This is a genomic window from Fundidesulfovibrio agrisoli, assembly GCF_022808715.1.
Lineage (GTDB): Bacteria > Desulfobacterota > Desulfovibrionia > Desulfovibrionales > Desulfovibrionaceae > Fundidesulfovibrio > Fundidesulfovibrio agrisoli.
The window spans coordinates 1-19,561 of record NZ_JAKZKX010000002.1 but is presented as its reverse complement, the minus strand read 5'-3'; the positions used below and the strand labels follow the sequence as shown (position 1 = coordinate 19,561).

Here is a 19,561-nt window from a genome sequence, read left to right as displayed (position 1 = left end):
GCGCGCCAACGCCCGCGACGCCGCCGGGCCGCCAAGGGATCATTTGATGTGTTCGATGGTGTAGATGCAGTCGTTGACAGACTCGACGGTCCTGTCGCTTACATCGTTGGAGAACATCAAGTAGCGCATGTTGCCTGGCGGGATGTCCTCCAGGCACTTCAGCATGTATGCATCCGCATCGAGCTCGTGCGTGATGACAAGGTTGTCGAACTCCTCGGGAGGCAGGAGTATGTAGTCGAACCTGCCCGCGTCGAGCATGGAGATGATGTTCTTCTGTTCGGCGTCGACGCGGTAGACGTTTTTCGGGTTCTTCTTGATGACGTCGTCCACGGCCTTGCCTTCCGAGTGGCCCGCGACAACGCCAAGCACCAGTTTCGATTTGACAATCAAGGAGGACAGCGTGTCGTACGGCGCGAAGTCGTCCGCCCGCTCTTTTTTGAATACCGCGGCCTGCGGCTTGTTTTGATATATCGGCCTGGAGAATTTTGCGAATGTCTCCCTCTCCTGCGTCTTGAACCACCCGATGGACATCGCCTGCGTTCCGAGCTTCACCGCGTCGATGGCGCGGTTCGACGGCAGCTCGTTGAGCGAGAACTCGATCCTGGCGCATTGAAGCACGCTGACAGCCTTCTCGAGCAGGACCCCTTTGGGCTTGCCGTTGTCGTTGTAATAGTACGGCGGGTATTCGATATACGAGACGTCCAGCTTGCTATGGGGAATGCCGCTCGAAGGAAGGAGCACGCACAACGCGAAGAACTGGAGACCGAAAAAGGTTCTTATGGCTTTGGTTCTGTTAAGAAGCTGCATTTGATTATGAATCAAACATAAATGAGAAACCTTTGCAACCCCGCGCAGCAGGCCGGTTAGCCAATGCCTCGCGGCGGCAGATGGGCCTCGCGCGGTTCGGCACGCTGCTCGCTGTGAGCGCCGTCGTAAATGCCGTATGCCGCATCCCCCATGGGGCTGCCTCGCCATCGGGTATATGCCCGGGATGCGGCCACACCATGCCGGCGCAAGGGAAACGGCCCCGCTCGCTTGCGGTGCTGATGGCAATTCCGTATGTGATTGAGGATGGCCCGCATCATAGCTTGTGTCGGGGCCTGTATCATCGGGTGATGCCGTTACGTGCGCCGCCTTACCCGGCCATCGGCCCGACGGCAGCGTTAGCGATGAGCCGGTGCGTATGCCGGCGAATGACAATCAGGAGTGTATCAATGCGTCATAAAGTCCATGTCATCTTTTCGCTGTTGTGTTGCTGCCTGCTCCACACCGTGACCGCCGGGGCGCAAATGGAACATCCAGCCCTGCCAGGAGCAGGCAACCACGGGGACATGCACGGGCACATGGGCGCCCCCGCCCCGGTTGACGCATCCGCGCCTCCGGACATCAAGGCTCACCCCTCATGCCCCCTGTGCAACATGAACAGGAGCATGTTTTCTCACGCACGCATGGTCCTCGAATACGCGGACGGCACCACCTACGGGACCTGCTCCCTGCACTGCGCCGTTCTGGCGATGGCCGTAAGCATGGATAACGCCCCCGTCAGGATGCTGGTGGCGGACTACGGCACGAAGGAGCTCATCGACGCCGAGACGGCATTCTGGGTGCTCGGGGGCGAACGGATGGGCGTCATGAGCAAACAGGCCAAGTGGGCCTTCCGGGACAAGGCGGCGGCAGAGTCCTTCATCAAAAAACACGGCGGCAAGCTCGCCGATCTCGACACGGTGATCCAGGCCTCATTCATGGACATGGCCGCCGACACATTGATGATCCGGAGCCACCGCAAAATGATGCACGGCAATTAGCAGTGAGCCGGCTGACCCCGGCATAGCGGCTGAACCGGCCTGACGAGCGCCTGTGAAATCCGGCATGGCCGGATATCGTATCACGGCGAATGGCCTTGGATCCGGCTTGCCGGACGGAGCGGAACAGAAGTCACGCTCGATGCGGCCCGTAAGCACTGCAGCAACGCATCCCGCCGCTGCGGCGCAAGATGTCCAGAGTCGCGGCTAGTTGGCAAGCAGCAGCACAAGCGGCAGGGCGACCGTGCCCGTGGCCGCGTAGGAGTTCACCTCCACCGGCTGGCTTGGGGCGCCCTCGCCGGTGGCATTCACCGAGGACACCGCATACAGCCGAACGCTGCGGCGTGGCATGGCATCCTTGTACGAGGTGCCCGTGACCACGCTGGAGGGATTGAGCACCCGCCAGCCGGTCTCCGGAGTCCATTTGTGGATGCGGTACCCGGTAAGCCCCAGGAAGCCGGACGGGTTCCAGCGGATGAGGGCCGCGTTGCCGCTGAGGACCGCGCTGACGGCCTCAGGGGCGGGCGGCGCGCTGGCCGCCAGGGTGAAAGGCCCCTGGACGCTGGGCGTCCCGGCGTTTCCGTCACGGTCCACGGGGGTGAACTGGTAATAGTAGGGCACTCCAGCCTGGGCCGCCTCGTCAATGAAGGCCGTGCGGCCGAGAATGCGGTCCTGGGGCAGGCAGGCGCTGAACGGCCCTTGAGAGGACGTCCCCCGGCCCAGCCTGAATCCGATGGTCGACGGGCCGGGGCGGGCGAAGCGCAGTTCAAGCCGCCCGTTGAGGTTCGTCGCGGAGACGCCGCCCGGTAGCGACGGCGTCGGGGTGGAACTCGCGAGCTTGGTGGCGCAGGCGGGAGCGGACCATGTGCCGGTGGTGGAGCCGTTCTTTGCGGCCACCCGGTAGCAGGCGGTGCCGCCCGAAACCTCGCTGTCCACCCAGAGGGGCTCGGGGTTTTGCCCGATCTCGATCCATGGGCCGGCTTCGCTGGACGCCCTGGCCACTTTGTACGCGCTCAAGTCGTTCTCTGTGTTCGGAGTCCAGCGCAGGCTGATGGCGGCCTTCCCTGGCAGCGCCTCCAGGCCGGTGGGCATGGTGGGAGCGCCCGTGGCCGTGAATTTCGATTGGGCCGAAAGTACGCGCCCGGCGAGTGTGACCACCCGGACCTCCAACGTGTTGAGCCCTTCGTTCAACTGTGCTTCCGGCCAGACCTTGTACGAATGCGCGCTCCAGTTCCCCTGGAGCGACGCGCTCACATCCCTGCCGTTCACCCACATCTGGCAGCCGCTGGGGTCCACCATGTCATTCCCGGAGATAGGATGGCTGACTTGCAAGGTGGGGCAGCGGGTGGTCAACAGCGCCCCGTCGGCGGGCGAAAGGGTCAGGCCGGCGTTGAGCGTTCCGGAAGGCGCGGCAAGGGTCACCGCAGACCCCGGCGTGGTGGAGCCGATCAGATCCAGGGTGCGGCTGGTGCCCCCCGGGATCAGCCAGGAGGTGCCCGAAGTATTCGCGAGGGTGAGGGTTTGCCCCCTGTTCTCCACGCGGAGTCTGCCGTTGGCCAGCAGCTCGATGGTGTGGCGGGAACCCTGGCTCGCACTGGGCGGAGGGGCGGCGGCCACAGGCGTCAGGCCCTGGGGTTGGGCCGCATCCCATTGGGCGGAGTTCGGGGACAGGGGCCTCTGGTCCCAGTAGTCCCGGAGGGTATGGACCCCGTATTTTGCGATCTGCCCCACCGTGGTGCCGATGATGAAGCCGTATCCGCCGGTCAGCCCTTTGGCTATGGCCCCGGCCGCCGTGTCCACGACCGCGCCCACCAGGCGGCGGGGCTCGTAGAAGGCGTTGTAGTGCAGCTGGTTGAGCCAGATGTCCATGGTGCTCGGCTTCTTGCCGAGGATCGAGGCGCTGCCGTTGCCTATCTCCACAACTACTTGGCCGCCGTTGTCGTCGCAGAGGTCGAAATCCGTTGTGCCCATGCCGTTGCCGAAGGAGAGCGAAACACTCGGGTAGACCGTGTTGTACGGGCTCACCTGGCGCTCTCCATAAATGTGCACCCCTGGGGTGATCGGCATTCCCGGCGAGACCAACTGGGGTTGGGGGGAGAAGGGCTGGGTCATCCAGACGGTTCCGACGACGCTTTCAACTCTGCCGAAGGAGCGTTTGGCGGTGGTGGTCACCGTATCCTTGCTGTCCACCTCCACGGTGAGTCCGATGGAGACCGTTCCGTCGGAGATGTCGGTGGGGCTCGCGGACGATTTTGACGCGGCAGGCGTGGCCGCCGCGAATGCGGCCGGGTCGACGAACAGTTCGAACACGGCAATGCCCTGGGCGTTGGTGCTCTGTTGTTCAGGGTTCGCGCGCGCCGATCCCGGCAGGTCCTTCACGCTGACGCTGATGCCTTCGGCGGGAACAGCCGTACCCGTGATGATGTTGCCGGTATCTTCCGTCATCACGTTGTTGACGGTCACCCAGATGGAATCCGCAGCGGAGACGGTTATGCGCCGGTTTTTGAGTACGAATACGTAGGCGGTCGATTCTCCTGTTTTCTGGATCAGTCCCGAAGTGGTCTCCTCGCCAACGGTCTTGGTCCAGTTGAACTGGAGCAGGACGTTGACGGAAAACTCGTAGCTGTTCTGGAGGCCCTCGCCCACTTGCGGGCACAGGAATTCGGCATGGACGTTGTCGAAGGCCGGTGCCCACCCGGTGGAGCTGTCCCTGAAAGACTTGAAAGTCTGCAAGGATCCAGGAACGATGGAAGCTCCGTCCGGTACATGCCGATTGATCTCGGACTCAGGCAGGTCGATGGACAGATCCAATGCTATGGCTCCACTGCCCTGATAAAACAGTACAATCGAGCCGGCATAGTCGCTCGTCTTCAGCAGCTTCGCTGGTGAACATTCGAAAGATATGGTCGGCTTGAGTTCACCGGTAATGGAATCAGGGGCGATCGTCGCAGCAGAGGCGACGCAATTGAACGAAAGCGCCAAAACCAAAAGGGCTGTCATGTATGCTTGTTGAAGCATGGCGCCACCTCTGGATGATATTGACATCTGTTCGTCCATATTAATGAGAGTTCAGCCAGGCAGTCAATATTATCCTTCGATGCGCAATCCCACAGGCCGTGTTCAGGGATATGCACGGAAAATATGGACATGTCGGAAGAAAACAAGAAGGATGTAGTTCGTGGGAAGCCCAGGGCCCTGCGCCGTGAATCGGATGGAAAAGAAGAAGGGGCTTGATTTTGCATCCAATCCCAGCGTGGCGGACAGGCCCTCACGCCCATTGCCGTCAACGCCTTGGTCAAGGGCCGGTGACGCTCGATCAAGCTCAAAGGCAACTTCGGCGCACTCACCCTTCGGAAAACTTAGGGATACCGCCAGCGCGTGACCTTCGGGGTGGACATCCCGACCTTGATGGCTTGATTCAACCACGCAACCCCGCGCCAGACCCTTGCGAACCTGGGGTTCACGCCCGACGAGATGCGGCCGCTGTCCGCCAACGTGATCTAGCCTTGCAACCCTCGTCACTCCACACTTCAGAACACCTTGGTCATTCCCACTGAGGTTTTTTGTCCCAACCTCATCCAACGCCTCCTCTAATCGGCCTTCTACGAACCCGCCTCTCGCCCATTTGCCGATGGAGCCGCACCCAATCGGACCGGATACCCTTGCCACCCGAGGCGGCAGTACTGGAGGCATGTCCAGGCATGGTGCTGACGATCTCGCCATGACCGAGTTGACGAACCAGGTCCGGCGTCGTCGCAGGCCATTGGCGAAGAAGCTTGGGATTGCCGCGGGGCTGTCCCTTTGAGTGGCGGTACAGAGCGAAGCGATGCGATGCCGTTCTGGCTGTTCAGAAGGGTGAGCATATGGTAACAGTGGCTTCATGACAAACCTGATACGCAACAAGAAGCTCGAGTGCCTGCGCCTGGCTCGGCATAAGTGGCTGACTCTGTTGCGCATCCGGAAAACACCCGAGGAGATCGCGCTGGGGCTTGCCTTTGGCGTCTTCGTGGGTTTCATCCCGATCATCCCGTTCCAGTCCATCTGGGCCATCGGGCTGTGCTGGTTGTTCGGGGGGAGCAAGCTGGCGGCTTTCGCGGGCGCATGGGTGTCGAACCCGGTGACCGTGCCCCCTCTCTTCGCGGCGTTCTATTTCGTCGGCAGGCAGGCCTTCCCGGAACTCGACATAGAGGCGTCGCCGGCCACATTCCATTTGGGCCTGCTCGATTGGGACTTCATATTGGATTCGGGATGGAAGCTCGCCCTCATCCTCAACACCGGCGGGGTGGTGCTGGGCGTCCCCGCCGCCCTGGCCTCGTATTTCATCGCCCTGAACTTTTCCAGGCGCTACCAGGCGCGCAAGATCAGAAGGCTGGAAGCCTCCTAGGCGGCAGCATTTCTGCTCACGCGAAGATCGTCGTCGATTCGCAACGGACCTGAAGGTTCTTCATTGGAGAGACGCGGCATGGAACAGGTGAACGGACAGCCTTGGCACAACCTCTCCGCGACAGACGTGTCCGGCATCCTGGAGACCGCCCCCGATCAGGGTTTGACACTCTCCGAGGCCCAGGCCCGCCTCGCCAGGTTCGGGTCCAACGCGCTGGAGCGGCGAAAAGGCAAGACGCCCCTGCAACGCTTCCTGCTCCAGTTCCACCAGCCGCTCGTCTACATCCTGCTCGGCGCCGGAGCCGTCACGGCCCTGCTCGGCACCCCGGTGGACTCCCTGGTCATCCTCGGGGTGGTGCTCCTCAACGCGGTCGTCGGCTACGTCCAGGAGGCGAAGGCGGTCGACGCCCTGGAGGCCCTGGCCAGGTCGATGATGACCGAGGCAATGGTGCTGCGGGAGGGGACTGTCACGCGCATATCCGCCGAGGAACTCGTCCCTGGCGACGTGGTCCTCCTGCGCTCCGGCGACAAGGTTCCGGCGGATCTGAGGCTCATCGCCTCCAAGAGCCTCATGGCGGACGAGTCCGCGCTTACGGGCGAGTCGCTCCCGGTCGAGAAGGACCCCGGCGTGCTCCCCGCCGAGACCGTGCTAGGGGACAGGCGCAACATGGCCTTCGCTACGACGCTCGTCACCTACGGGCAGGCCTCCGGCCTTGTCGTCGCCATCGGGCGGGGCACCGAGGTCGGGAAGGTCTCCACGCTGGTGTCGGAAGCCGACGACCTGGACACCCCCCTGACGATGAAGATCAAGGCGTTCAGCAATTTCCTGCTGTGGGCGATCCTGTCGCTCGCCGCGTTGACCTTCCTGGCGGGCGTGCTCAGGGGCGAACCGGCCTCCGAGATGTTCATGGCGTCGGTGGCCCTGGCGGTGGGGGCCATCCCCGAGGGGTTGCCCGCGGCCGTGACCGTGATCCTCGCCATCGGCGTATCCCGGATGGCGGCCAGGGGGGCGGTGGTGCGCAAGCTCCCCGCCGTGGAGACCCTGGGCGGCGCGACGGTCATCTGCTCCGACAAGACCGGCACCCTAACCCGGAACCAGATGACCGTGACGGAAGTCTTCGCCGCAGGGGCGGCGCACCGGGTCAGCGGGGCGGGGTACGAGGCCGCCGGGGGTGTGGAGGGCGCCGACCCCGCCGACTTGGCCTTGGCCGGGACGCTCCTGGCGGGCCTTCTCTGCAACGACACGCGCCTGGAGTCCGCCGGGGGCGGGGCCTCCGTCATCGGCGACCCCACCGAGGCGGCGCTGCTCGTCTCCGCCGCCAAGGGCGGACTGGACGCGGGGGAGGCCTCGGCCGCGTTTCCCCGCCTGGACACACTGCCCTTCGAGTCGCAGCACCAGTACATGGCCACCCTCCATGCCCGGGAAGGGGCCGCCCCGGTGGCCTTCGTCAAGGGCGCCGTGGAGGTCGTGCTGGACAAGGCCTCTTCGCGCGTCGGCCCGGACGGCTCCCTCTCGCCCCTGGACGCCGAGGCCGCCAGGGCCGAGGCGGAGCGCATGGCCGCCCAGGGCATGCGGGTGTTGGCCATGGCCCGGAAGGCCATGCCCGACGGCACCGCGGCGCTGACGCACGAGGGCCTTTCCGGCGGGCTCGAGTTCCTGGGCCTGCAGGGCATGATCGACCCGCCGCGGCCCGAGGCGCTGCAGGCCGTGGCCTCCTTTAGGAGAGCGGGGGTCCAGGTGAAGATGATCACCGGGGACCATGCCCTGACCGCCGCGGCCATCGGCGTCACCTTCGGGCTGGGCGGCGGCTCCTGCGAATCCCCCTCCGAGTGCGAAACCCTCACCGGGGCGCAGATGGCGCGGCTGGCCGACGCCGAGCTGGAGGCCAAGGCCCGCTCCGTGGACATATTCGCCCGCGTCGACCCCGACCAGAAGCTCAGGCTGGTGAAGGCGCTCCAGAAGCAGGGCGAACGGGTGGCCATGACCGGCGACGGGGTCAACGACGCCCCGGCGCTCCGCCAGGCCGACATCGGCGTGGCCATGGGCCGGGCCGGAACGGAGGCCGCCAAGGAGGCGTCTGACATCGTCCTCACCGACGACAACTTCGCCACCATCGAGGCCGCCGTGGAGGAAGGCAGGGGGGTGTACGACAACCTTTTGAAATTCATCGTCTGGACCCTGCCCACCAACCTGGGCGAAGGGCTGGTCATCCTCGTGGCCGTCCTGCTGGGGACGGCGCTGCCGATCCTTCCGGTGCAGATCCTGTGGATCAACATGACCACGGCAGTGTTTCTGGGCATGACCCTGGCCTTCGAGCCGAAGGAGCCGGGGCTCATGGACAGGCCGCCCCGCAACGCGGACCATCCCATCCTCGACAGGCAGCTGATGCAGCGGATCGTCCTGGTGGGGAGCATCCTGCTGCTGGCTGCGTTCGGGCTCTTCGAGTGGGAGCTCGCCACCACCGGCGACGCGGCGCAGGCCAGGACCGTGGCCGTCAACGTCTTCGTGATCGTCGAGGCCTTCTACCTGTTCAACAGCCGCTCCTTCAGCAAGTCCCACTTCGCCCTCGGCTTCACGGGAAACCCCTGGGCGCTGGGCGGAGTGGCCCTGATGATGGCGCTGCAGGCGCTGTTCAGCTACCTCCCGATCATGAACACCATGTTCCATTCGGCCCCCGTGGACGCCGCGAGTTGGGTGAAGGCGGGCGTGGTTGGCCTGATCGCCTACGCGGCCGTGGAGTTCGAGAAGCGGGTCAAGAACGCCCGGCAGCGGCGCGGCGGCGCGGGTTCCGCCGCAGCTGGCTAGGCAGGGGGCCGCCAGTGCTCACGACCTCGCGGTTCCACCTGCGCATCTGGCCTGTCCATGCCTCGGTTGCGGCGGTTCTGCTGCTTTGGCTGGTATGCAAATGGGCTTACGGCGACTGGTTCGACGACGGATACAAGTATGTTGCCAAGGCGGCCTCCCTCTCCGTCACGACGCTCATGTGCTGGTGCGTCGTGCTCTCAGCCAGGTTCAGGCCCCTTGAGGATCTCTTCGGCGGCCTGGACAAGGTCTACCAGGTCCACAAGCGCCTCGGTAAGATGTTGTGCCCGGTTCTCGCGCTGCACCCCCTGTTCCTCGCCGCGCACAGGCTCCCCGATGCGGCGGCGTTCCTCTCGTACTTCGCGCCGGCGCTGGAGGCCGCCGACCCCTACGCGCTCGGAAAGGACGTCGGCTCCGCGGCGATGATCCTTCTCTATGCGCTCGTGGGAATCTCCCTGCGGCAGTTTTTGCGCTACGACCGCTGGAAGCGGCTTCACGAACTGCTCGGCCCCTTGTTCCTGACCGTAATGCTCCATGTGTATCTGGTCCATGCGGACGTGGCCCGCTACGCGCCATTGCGCCTCGTGTTCTGGGCCATGCTCCTGACGGCCGCCGGCTCGTGGGTTTACATCCGACTGCTTTACGGCCGGTTCGGCCCCCGCCACGAGTATGCGGTCGAGCGGGTCGAGCCAGTGGGCGAGGTCCGGGAACTGACGCTCAGGCCCCTGGGCGAACCGATGAACTTCAAGGCCAGCCAGTTCGTCTATCTGGTGGTTCGCAAGCCCGGGGTCAGTCCCGAGCCGCACCCCTACTCCATCGCCTCCGGCTACTCGCCCGACGGCCGCTTCAAGCTGGGCATCAAAGAGGCGGGGGACCACACGCGCTCGCTGGCCTGCCTGGAGGCGGGCGACAGGGCGGACGTTTACGGGCCATACGGAAGGTTCAGCCAGCCCTTCTTCTCCCGTGGCAGGGACTGCGTGTTCATCGCGGCCGGGATCGGCATAACCCCGTTCATAGGTATGTGGCATGTGGCCCTGCACACGGAGGAGCGCGTGCGCTCATGGGAAATGGACGCTCAGCTCAAGGCCAGGCATCCCGAGCTGTCCAGCGACTGGAAGGCTCCGAAGGTGGCCCTCTTCTACATCTGCAGAACGCGGGCGGAGGCCAGCTTCGACGACGACATACTCGACCAGGCGGCCTCGAGCCCCTTCGGTTCCTTGGAGGCTGCCGGGCGCGCCGGGTATGAGTACGTTCTGCATCAGAGCGGCGTCTCGGGGCGCTTCGGCGTCGACCATGTCAAGGACGCCGTCGGGGAGGGGTACGCCGGCCGGCTCTTCTTTCTCTGCGGGCCGACGCCCATGATGGAGTCGCTCAGCGCACAGCTGCTGGCGCACGGCGTGTCCCCGGCCGACATCGTGGTGGAGGATTTCAACCTCGTATGAGGGGGGCGGTTGACAGGCCGTCGTGGGGGATTACTGGACATGATGAAAGCTTGTCCCCCGAACCTCTGAACCCAACTCAGGGTGAGCAAAGAAGGAGAGGTTGATCCCCGTATCCGAAAACACCCATGCGACCCTTGACCTGACCGTCACCTGGCGGAGCCCCGAGGCCCTGCACGAGGAAAGGTACCTCCTGCGCAACGCCAACCCCTGGCGCGACATCTATCCCCCTGGCGTCAAGGAGGCCATCACGGGCCTTTGCGCCGGGGAGAAAGCCTCCTTCGACTACGCCCCCGGCTCCGTGACGCCCGATTGGGATGAACGGCTGGTCCGCACCCTGCCGCGTAAATCCTTCAAGCCGCAGTCGGCCTCGGGCCACGAGATACAGCCCCTGCCCGGGCGTTTCTATCCCCAGGGCTTTTTCGAGGGGCTGCCCGGCGTGTACCCGCAGAACGTCCTCCCCGCCCGCGTCCTGGACGCATCGGCGGAGGAACTCACCATCGACCTGAACCACCCCATGGCCGGGCGCGCCCTGCGCCTGGACGTGGCCGTGGCCGACGTCCGGCCAAAACCGGGCGACACCGGAGGCGCGCTGGCCCACCTCATGGAGCGCGTTTGCGACCACGGCCCCGGGATGCAGGCCCCCCGCCGCGACGGCAGCCCCACGGAGTTCGACGGGCCAGGGGCCTTGGCCCGGAAGGATGAGGCCCCGGATGGGGACTTTTACGCATCTCCCCGTCTGGTCAACCATGTGGACACGCAGGCCTCGGCCCATCTGGCGGACATCCACGCCAGGCTCGTGAGCCCCGGGGCGCGGGTGCTCGACCTCATGTCCAGCTGCGCGACGCACCTGCCGCCGGGCTTTGCCGCCAGCGTCACAGGCCTGGGCCTCAACAGCGAGGAGATGGCCGCCAACCCCCGGCTGGAGGGGTACGCCGTCCATGACCTGAACGCCGACCCCCGACTGCCCTACGGCGTGGGGACATTCGACGCGGTGCTGATCAGTCTGTCCATCGAGTACCTGGTCCGGCCTGAGCAGGTACTCGCCGAGTGCGCCAAGGTACTCAAACCCGGCGGCAGGCTCGCAATAGGTTTCTCAGACCGCTATTTCCCAACCAAGGCGGTCTCCCTGTGGCAGGAACTGCACGAGTTCGAGCGAATGGGCTTCGTTGCCGGGCTCATGGGAGACTCCGGGCTCTTCAAGGGGCTCACCACCCATTCCGTGCGCAATTGGTGGCGCCCCGTCGAGGACCCTCACTTCCCCAAACTGCTGACAAGCGATCCGATGTTCGTGGTGACCGGCACCAGTGTTGGCGGTGCCTAGGCCGTCTTATGGGGATTTTCGCGAAAGCCATGCACAAGGCAGGAAACTGTTTCCTTGGCAGGCAAGAAGGGCGGATTGGTCCCCGCACCCGGAAACCCTTCGGGCTGCGGGGATCAGGCCGAGATCGGCACTCCCTGGGCTGTCCCCTCCCCGTAGGTCGGGCGCGGCGGGACATTCCATGACCATTGGAAAGGGTCAGATGGAGGGGGAGGGGGGGAGAAAACGTGCTGGACGCAGAAGAGAGAGCGGAAGCGGGGGCCGCCTTTCGATGTGAACGAGTCTGGGTTAGCTGGTGCTTAGTTCTGACGCTAGCACCAGGAAGCCCCGCGAAGCCGCACCGCGTAAGGATTAACGGCAAATTGGGGCCAGCGGTCATAATTGGCACTGATTGAAAGGAAATGAGCGGAAAGCGCGCGAAAAATGCGCGGGAAACGGCTATTTCAGTTCACGGCCAACCCAGACAGCGCGCCCGATGATGCGGATGCCGTCAACCAGGTCGCCCCTGGCGTCCACTTCTAACGCCGGATATGCCTTGTTGTAGCTGCTGAGCACCAGCTTGCCGGGCTCGGCGTTAACTTCCTTGATATACACCATATCTTCCACTCCCACGGCGTAGAGCTTGCCTGGGATTGGCGTCTTCTGATTCTGGTCGATCAACACCACGTCGCCGTCTTTAATGTCCGGCTCCATGCTGTCCCCGGCAACACGCATCAGGACCATTTGCGAAGGGACGCCCTTGCGGATCAAGAAGTCGAGTCGGAACGCGTAATATCGCTCCGCATGGTCACCGGTTTCAAAACTCCCCGTACCAGCAGACAGCCTGGCTTCCACCATCGGAACCATGAGAATGTCTCCATTCTCATGCTCAATGGTGCATCCGTCATCTTTTGAAGCAGTCTTTATCGGAACAACTTTCTGGAGGGGCTCCCCCGCACGCATCGCCCCGGCGCGAGCCGGTTCTTGGCTTCCCCTATTCGGGTCAACCATAGGCCCCGTTCCGTAAAGCAGCCAGTCAGCTGAAACACCGTACTTATAGCTAATGGCTATAATCCAGTCCGACGGTACCCGCCCCTTCTTTTTTGCTTTGGCTACAGACGCTTGAGTAATGCCCAGGGCTATGCCCAAGGCCGTGTCTGTAGTCGCATTACACGCAAGCTTCAGACGCTCAAACCAACCATCATTGCTTGCATGTTCAGCAGGATAACTCGCGCCCAAAGGAGCAACGTCGGTATCGGCGGCAGTGTCGGGCGTTTTCTTCGTGTCCACGGGTGTTTAGCCTGTAGCTATTGGCGCAGGACAGGGAAAATAACCTGCAATCATGTTTAGGGCTTGACGACAATAGCCACCGGCTATAAAAAGAGGCCGTTGGCTGTAAACAACTTGGCATTGTTGGTTATGTCTAACCGCCTGTTAGCCCCAGGTCAACGTCCACGGGCGACCTCCGTTTGGACGCAGAACTTTAGCGACAGTGGATCATGCGGCAACTGAACCTCTTTGAAGACGACACGAATTCCCTCGCTGGAACGCTCGCTGCCATCCGGGCCGCGATGAACCGCGCGGTGGGTGGAACCGAAGAGGGTCGTAAGCTGTTCGTCGACAGCATCAACGACATCGCCAGCGCCGCCAACATCCGCCTCACGGCTGGAAACAGCAGGCTCATCAGCAAAGACACCCTGGACAAATGGCTGTCCCCATCAGACCGCGACCATCCGCCATCCATTCTGGCGGTGCTAGCGCTCTGCATGGCGACAAAGGACTCGGAACCGTTACGGGCGATGCTACGTCCTCTTGGCCTCGAAGTAATGACGCCTGAGGATCGCCGCCTGCGCGATTACGGCCGGGCCTGCATTGAGAGCAAGGCGAAAGCCAAGGCGAAGCGGCGGCTTGAGGATGAAATTCTGGAGGGATTGAAATGAGAGTGCGTGCAGGAAAGAACCGCCAGGCTTGGCGCATCCGCGAATTCCTTTCCGACAAGGGCCTGACCATGGCCGATGTGGGACGGGCGGTGGGCGCAAGCAACTACCTCATGAGCGAAACCGTGCGCGGCATTCGCAACAACCGCAAGATACTCGCATACCTGCGCGACCTCGGATGCCCGGCCAGGTTTCTGGACCTGCCGGAAGACTTGAAGAGCAAGGACGCCGCCTAATGGTCGCCAAAGACGCATATACGGCGTCTGAGCTGGCCGATGTGCTTGGCGTGAGCCGTCAGGCGGTTGATGCTCGCGCCAAGCGCGAGAGCTGGGAGTCCCGCCCGCGCCAGGGCCGGGGCGGCGGCAAGGAGTGGCTTGTGGCCTCCATGCCCGTGGCCACCCGCGAGGCAATTGCGGCGGCCATGATGCGCCAGGACGCGCCCCCGGCAGCCGTGCCCGCCGTTTCCGCCCCCGCTCCAGCCGCCCCGGCTTCGCCCTTGGCCACGTTGACCGAACACCAGCGCGAAACGGCTCTGGCCCGCCTGGCCTTTGTGCGCGAGATCGAGCGCACCTCCGCCGTGGTGGGCAAGGAAGGGGCCATCCGCAACCTGCTCAAGGCCGCGTCGGAAGGCACCCTGGCCCCGAGGCTGGCCGAACTGATCCCGGTTGCAAATGACCGCTACGGCGACGGCTCCAGCCGCCCGGTGGGGCTCTCCCGCCGCCGCCTGTACGAGTGGTGCTCCAAGTTCACCGCCGACGGCGAACGGGGGCTGGCTCCCCAGCACAAGGGGCGCGACATGCACGTGCCCGCCTGGGCTCCGGGCTTCCTGGCCATCTGGCAGTAGCCCCAGAAACCCACCGTTGCCGACGCCTACCGCCGCTTCGAGCAGGAATACGCGGGCAAGCTGCCTTCAATTTTCGCGGTGCGCCGCTGGCTGGAAAAGATGGCCATGCCTGTGCGCGAAGCCGGGCGCGTCACGGGCAACGCGCTGCTGCACCTGCGGCCCTACAAGCTGCGCCGCACCGACGAGCTGTGGCCCACGGACGTGTACACCGCCGACGGCACCACCTTCGACGCCGAAATCCAGCACCCCCTGCACGGCCAGCCTTGGAAGCCAGAAGTCACCCTGGTCATCGACGTGGCCACGCGCCGCTGCGTGGGCCTGGCCATCGGCGAGGCGGAAAGCGCCATCACGGTGCTGGACGCCATCCGGGTGGCCTGCCTGTGGGGCGGCATCCCGTGCATGTTCTACTGTGACAACGGCTCGGGCTACAAAATCGCGCTGATTTCCAGCGTGGCCAGCGGCATGTTCGCCCGGCTGGACATCGAAATGCGCAACTCCATCCCCGGACGCCCCCAGGGCAAGGGCCTGATGGAGCGCGCGGTACAGAGCATCTGCGTGGCTGCGGCCAAGCGCCTGACCAGCTGCACGCACGCCGACATGGACGGCGACGCGGGCAAGAAGGTGTTCAAGATCACCCGCGCGGAGCTGAAAGCCTTCGGCAAGTCCCGCCTGCTGCCCACATTTGAAGAGTTCAAGAACACGATCCTGGCCCGTGTGGACGAATACAACGCCACGCCGCACCGGGCGCTGCCCAGCATTGAGGACGCCGCCAGCGGCAAGCGCCGCCACATGACCCCGGACGAACTTTGGCGCGGCTTCCTGGAACGCGGCTTCACGCCCGTCGCGGTGCCGGAGTACCTCCGGGGCGAGCTGTTCATGCCGGGTACGCCCCGCAAGGTGCGCAACGGCATGGTGCAGCTGTTCAACGGCACCTACTTCTCGCAGGAGCTGGACGACTTCCACGGCGATTACGTGGAGGTGCGCTACGACGTGTGGGATGCCTCCCGCGTCTACTGCTGGACCACTAGCGGGGAGAAGATTTGTACCGCCGAACTTGACGGCAACGCCATGGACTACTTCCCCATGCCGCAGATCGAAGCGGCCCGCGAGCGCCGCGCCAAGGGCAGGATTGCCCGCCTGCTGGAGAAGGTGGAGCGCGTGGCCCCCGGCGCGACCCTGCAGCTGCCCGAGCATCCGCCCACCTACACCATCCTGGCTGACTCCATCACCCAGCCCACGCCCGTTGCCTCTGAACTGCCCCAGGCCGTGGTGCTGGACATGCCCGCGACCGCCAAGGCGGAAGCGCAGCAGGAAAAGCGCCCCGTCTTCACCGCAATGCAGGACCGCTACAGCTGGCTGATGCAGCATCGCGACAGGTGGACGGACGCGGACCACGCCTGGGTGGAGCGCTACGTCGGGAGCGACGATTACGCGGACTTGCACCCCTACTTCGAGTCCAGGCGCATTGCATGGCCTGGATATGCCCCGGCCGTTCACAACTAAAGGAGAGTGAGATGCGCAAGCAGTTCGTAAAGACCGAAAATTATAGCCGTTTCACGACGGGCATCCAGGCCGTGGAGCAGCGCGGCGCGGCCGAGGCGGGCATGATGCTCGTGCACGGCGCGCCGGGCTACGGCAAGAGCCACATCGTGGGGCATTGGGCGGCCGAGTCCAGGGCCGTGTTCCTGCGCGCCAACGTGGACTGGACCCCGAAATACTTCCTGGTGGAGCTGGCCAAGGTGCTCAGGGTGGACCCCACGGGCACGGCGCAGCAGCTGTTCTCCCGCCTGCTGGAGCGCGTGGTGGAAGCTCAGACCCCCATCGTGATCGACGAGGCCGAATTCACCCTCCACAACGGGGCCGCCGCCCTGGAGAAGGTGCGCGACCTCTCCGACCGGGCCGAGGTGACCGTCGTGTTGATCGGCATGGAGCGCATCCAGCAGTCCATCGCCCGGCACAAGCAGATCGCCAGCCGCATCGCCCAGGTGGTGGAGTTCGGGGCCTCCACCCTGCCCGACGTGGAGCACGCCTGCGGGCAACTCTCCGAGGTGGCCATGTCGCCCGCGCTGATGGCTGAGGTGCACCGCATCTCCGGCGGCAGGATGCGCGAAGTGCTCAATGTGATCGCCGCCGTGGAGCGCATCGCGGCCATCAACGGCCAGGACTCCCTGGACGTGGCCGACCTGGACGGCGCGGCCCTCTCCTACGACTGGCAGACCCGCACCCCCAAGGCCGTGCGGCAGGCGCGGGGGCGTTAGATGGCCTGGAACGGTCTCACCATTCTGACGGCCCTGGCGGACGGGCCGCGCCTGACCCGTCAGATCGCCGCAACCTTGGGCACGTCATCCCGCAGCGCCAACGAATGCCTGCGCCGCCTACGCCAGCGCGGGCTGCTGACCAGCACCGAGGGCAACCACCAGCTCACCGAGGCGGGCCGGGCCGCTTTGGCTTCCGGGCGGCAGATCACCAGCGGCCCTTGCGACGGGGCCGCAACGGCCCGCAAGGGCAACAATCTGCGGGCCAGGGCCTGGCGCACCATGCAGATCATGGAGGGCTCCGGCCTGGATGACCTGCTGGGACTGCTTTGCGACGGCTCCGAGGTTGATGCGGAACGAAACCTAGCCACCTACCTGCTGGCGCTGGAGGAGGCGGGCTACCTGACCCCCATGCGCCAGGGCAGCGACGGCAAGCGCCGCTGGCGGCTCAAGCGCGACCTCGCGGGCGAGCAGGCCCCGGCCTGGAACAAGAAGACCCGCGTGCTGCGCGATCACAACACCGGGAAGACCTACGTCATCCCCCGCCGGAAGGAGGCCAGCCATGCCGCGTGACTGGCTCCATCTGCTGCGGGAGGAAGCCTAGGCAACCTCCGGCTCCGCCGCTGCCCGCCGCCTGGGATACTCCCGCCCGGCCATCAGCCTGGCCCTGGGCGGCAAGTACCCCGGCAAGACGGACAAGCTGGCCGCTCGCGTGCTGGAGGTGCTCGGGCGCACTGAGTGCCCGCACCTGGGCCGCCCGGTGAGCGCCGGGGAGTGCGCCGAAAACTCGGGCGTCATGCCCACGTCCAGCCCTGTGGCCCTGCGCCTTTGGCGGGCCTGCCAGGACTGCCCACACAAACCCCAAACCGAACGGAGGTCCGCATGACCATGCTCCGGCTTCGCGCCGTCCAGCTGGCGCTGGTGGCCCTGATCCTGGCCGCTCCCGCCGTGTGCCGCAGGGAGATTGAGAGCTGTTTCAACCGCCTGGACGAAGAGGCCAAGCGCCTGGAGCGTGCGGGCACCATCAAGGAGGAATTGTAGATGACCACCAACCCCGACATCCCCGAAGGATTCATGCAGGACGCCCAGGGGCGCTTGATCCCCCTGCGCATGGTCAAGGAAGTGGACATGGCGAGGCATGACCTCGTGCTCGATATCGTGAGCAAAGCGCAGGCCCTGCAAGCATCCATGGCTGCCTTCCTGGGTGACGCCATGGCCGATGTGGCTGCCTTCTGCCAGCTCTCCGCCGAGCAGTACGGGGCCAAGGTAGGCGGAGATAAAGGCAACGTGACGCTCGTCACCTACGATGGCCGCTACAAGGTGCAGCGCCAGGTGAGCGAGACGCTGGTGTTCGACGAGCGCCTCCAGGCGGCCAAGGCGTTGATCGACGAGTGCATCACCGAGTGGACCGAAGGCAGCCGCGACGAGCTCAAAACGCTCATCAGCGACGCTTTCCAGGTGGACAGGGAGGGCCGGATCAACACCGGGCGCGTCCTGGGCCTGCGGAGGCTGAACATCAGCGACCAGCGCTGGCTCCAGGCCATGCAGGCGGTGTCGGACAGCCTGCGCGTGGCTGGAAGAAAGACCTACCTGCGCGTGTACGAGCGCCGCGACGACGGCAAGTACGTGCCCATCGCCCTGGACTTGGTGGCGCTGTGATCCCGCGAAACCGCCCTGAGGGGCGGTCGCCGGGGCGTGGCGGCCCCGGCCTGACGAGCAGCCGAATCACACTGAACGAAGGATGCCCACATGAGGCCCGAATCGAGAATGAGCCTGCTGGCCAAGGTGCACATAGCACGCAAGGACTTGAACCTGGATGACGACACGTACCGCGAACTGCTGCACCGCGTAACCGGCCACGAAAGCGCCAAGGACTGCACCGTGCCGGAGCTGGTGCGGGTGGTGGCCGAGTTCCGCCGCAAGGGCTGGCAGGAGAAGCCCAAGGGCGGCAAGCCCCGCCCCGCGCCCTCCAGGGGCACGGCGGCCCTGCGCGGCAAGATCACGGCGCTGCTGGCCGAGGCGGGCCGCCCCGAGGAGTACGCGGAGGGCATCGCGCGCAGGATGCACAAGGTGGACGCGCTGGAATTCTGCACTCCCAAGCAGCTGAAAGGCGTGATCGCCGCGCTGGTGCGCGATGCCCAGCGTCACGGTAGGGTGGCATGAGCACGCAAACAACCCTCCCGGGCGTCGTGCTGGAGCTGCTGGAGCTTATCGGCAGGGAGGCCACCTCCGAGCTGGTCAACCGGCTGGGCGGCACTACGTTCCCCATCCCGATGCGTAAGACCAGCATCGGCGAGCTGCGCTACAAGGTACTCGCGGACGTGGTGGGTGAGACGGCGGGGCAGGCCCTGGTGGAACGCTTCGGCGGCACCAACCTCTACGTGCCACGCTGCGCCAAGGAATTGCAGGTGATGCGCGACGCGGACATCAACGCCACCTACGTGAGGGAGACGAACGCCGGGCGCTCCAGCGCGGAGGTTGTCAACGAGCTGGCGAGGCGGTATAGGCTAACGGACAGAAGCGTATGGTACATACTTAACTGCGTGTTGAAAAAACACTGCCAAGTGACCGAGAATCCGGCCATCGAGCGGGCGGAGGTGAAGCGATGGGTCTTGGCCGTCAGGGCGACCAGCAAGGGAAGATGTATTTGGCCTGGGATGAAATTCCCAGGTCACGCGGACACGCCTTTTACGACCGTCTCCAGCTGATCCTACGTAAGTCCGGCTTCGACGTCTTCGCCGAGAAGCTGTGCAACCCCTTCTATTCCGACAAGGGCCGCCCATCGATTCCGCCCGGCC

General features: G+C 64.8%; 18 protein-coding genes, 1 other RNA gene and 1 pseudogene. 17 read left to right on the top strand and 3 right to left on the bottom strand.

What is annotated here, in order from left to right:
• Positions 1-39 precede the first annotated feature (39 nt).
• A complete protein-coding gene (locus MLE27_RS01535; RefSeq protein ID WP_243310097.1) occupies positions 40-807 on the bottom strand; it encodes a substrate-binding periplasmic protein in 768 nt (255 codons plus the stop codon).
• Between the two features lie 80 nt (positions 808-887).
• Here MLE27_RS01535 and MLE27_RS18105 point away from each other — a divergent pair, with 80 nt between their 5' ends.
• Positions 888-1,805 carry a nitrous oxide reductase accessory protein NosL gene (locus MLE27_RS18105; protein WP_341482494.1) on the top strand — a complete coding sequence of 306 codons (918 nt, stop codon included), beginning with the start codon at positions 888-890 and terminating at the stop codon, positions 1,803-1,805.
• 204 nt (positions 1,806-2,009) lie between these two features.
• Here the strand turns inward: MLE27_RS18105 and MLE27_RS01525 are convergent, their stop codons facing one another.
• Complete coding sequence (locus tag MLE27_RS01525; RefSeq protein WP_243310095.1) at positions 2,010-4,535, bottom strand: fibronectin type III domain-containing protein; 2,526 nt, start codon at positions 4,533-4,535, stop codon at positions 2,010-2,012.
• 1,147 nt (positions 4,536-5,682) lie between these two features.
• Between MLE27_RS01525 and MLE27_RS01520 the strand changes: the two genes are divergently transcribed.
• From MLE27_RS01520 to MLE27_RS01505, 4 genes are all read left to right on the top strand, one after another.
• Positions 5,683-6,186, top strand: coding sequence for a DUF2062 domain-containing protein (locus MLE27_RS01520; protein ID WP_243310094.1), 504 nt, complete (start codon positions 5,683-5,685; stop codon positions 6,184-6,186).
• A gap of 78 nt (positions 6,187-6,264) precedes the next feature.
• The gene (locus MLE27_RS01515) at positions 6,265-8,991 is read left to right on the top strand and encodes a cation-transporting P-type ATPase (protein ID WP_243310093.1); all 2,727 of its coding nucleotides are present in this window, start codon (positions 6,265-6,267) and stop codon (positions 8,989-8,991) included.
• A 14-nt stretch (positions 8,992-9,005) separates the two neighbouring features.
• Positions 9,006-10,430 carry a ferredoxin reductase family protein gene (locus MLE27_RS01510; protein ID WP_243310092.1) on the top strand — a complete coding sequence of 475 codons (1,425 nt, stop codon included), beginning with the start codon at positions 9,006-9,008 and terminating at the stop codon, positions 10,428-10,430.
• Between the two features lie 100 nt (positions 10,431-10,530).
• Entirely contained in the window at positions 10,531-11,751 is a 1,221-nt protein-coding gene (locus MLE27_RS01505; RefSeq protein WP_243310091.1) for a methyltransferase domain-containing protein, read from the top strand.
• 435 nt (positions 11,752-12,186) lie between these two features.
• Here the strand turns inward: MLE27_RS01505 and MLE27_RS01500 are convergent, their stop codons facing one another.
• Positions 12,187-13,017 (bottom strand): LexA family transcriptional regulator, encoded by an 831-nt coding sequence (locus MLE27_RS01500; RefSeq protein ID WP_341482488.1) that lies wholly within the window; start codon positions 13,015-13,017, stop codon positions 12,187-12,189.
• Between the two features lie 209 nt (positions 13,018-13,226).
• Here MLE27_RS01500 and MLE27_RS01495 point away from each other — a divergent pair, with 209 nt between their 5' ends.
• The 12 genes and pseudogenes from MLE27_RS01495 to MLE27_RS18245 form a co-directional block, all read left to right on the top strand.
• On the top strand, positions 13,227-13,667 hold the full coding sequence (locus MLE27_RS01495) for a hypothetical protein (protein WP_243310090.1): 441 nt from the start codon (positions 13,227-13,229) through the stop codon (positions 13,665-13,667).
• Positions 13,664-13,900 carry a hypothetical protein gene (locus MLE27_RS01490; protein WP_243310089.1) on the top strand — a complete coding sequence of 79 codons (237 nt, stop codon included), beginning with the start codon at positions 13,664-13,666 and terminating at the stop codon, positions 13,898-13,900. The genes MLE27_RS01495 and MLE27_RS01490 overlap by 4 nt, the downstream gene beginning before the upstream one ends.
• Positions 13,900-14,508 (top strand): DNA-binding protein, encoded by a 609-nt coding sequence (locus MLE27_RS01485; protein ID WP_243310088.1) that lies wholly within the window; start codon positions 13,900-13,902, stop codon positions 14,506-14,508. The genes MLE27_RS01490 and MLE27_RS01485 overlap by 1 nt, the downstream gene beginning before the upstream one ends.
• A gap of 105 nt (positions 14,509-14,613) precedes the next feature.
• Entirely contained in the window at positions 14,614-16,011 is a 1,398-nt protein-coding gene (locus MLE27_RS01480) for a Mu transposase C-terminal domain-containing protein (RefSeq protein ID WP_243310087.1), read from the top strand.
• A gap of 11 nt (positions 16,012-16,022) precedes the next feature.
• Positions 16,023-16,766: an AAA family ATPase gene (locus MLE27_RS01475; RefSeq protein WP_243310086.1), complete on the top strand. Its 744-nt coding sequence runs from the start codon at positions 16,023-16,025 to the stop codon at positions 16,764-16,766.
• Positions 16,767-17,336 (top strand): winged helix-turn-helix domain-containing protein, encoded by a 570-nt coding sequence (locus MLE27_RS01470; protein WP_243310085.1) that lies wholly within the window; start codon positions 16,767-16,769, stop codon positions 17,334-17,336.
• 309 nt (positions 17,337-17,645) lie between these two features.
• Positions 17,646-17,804, top strand: a complete 159-nt coding sequence (locus MLE27_RS01465; protein WP_243310084.1) for a hypothetical protein — start codon at positions 17,646-17,648, stop codon at positions 17,802-17,804.
• On the top strand, positions 17,805-18,422 hold the full coding sequence (locus tag MLE27_RS01460; RefSeq protein WP_243310083.1) for a DUF3164 family protein: 618 nt from the start codon (positions 17,805-17,807) through the stop codon (positions 18,420-18,422).
• A 2-nt stretch (positions 18,423-18,424) separates the two neighbouring features.
• Positions 18,425-18,489, top strand: an RNA gene (locus MLE27_RS01455) — hammerhead ribozyme type II.
• A 23-nt stretch (positions 18,490-18,512) separates the two neighbouring features.
• Positions 18,513-18,926 (top strand): gp16 family protein, encoded by a 414-nt coding sequence (locus MLE27_RS01450; RefSeq protein WP_243310082.1) that lies wholly within the window; start codon positions 18,513-18,515, stop codon positions 18,924-18,926.
• Complete coding sequence (locus tag MLE27_RS01445) at positions 18,923-19,471, top strand: Mor transcription activator family protein (RefSeq protein WP_243310081.1); 549 nt, start codon at positions 18,923-18,925, stop codon at positions 19,469-19,471. Before MLE27_RS01450 ends, MLE27_RS01445 begins: the two co-directional genes overlap by 4 nt.
• Positions 19,405-19,561: pseudogene (locus tag MLE27_RS18245) on the top strand (transposase); the annotation flags it as partial. The gene MLE27_RS01445 and the pseudogene MLE27_RS18245, both read left to right, overlap by 67 nt.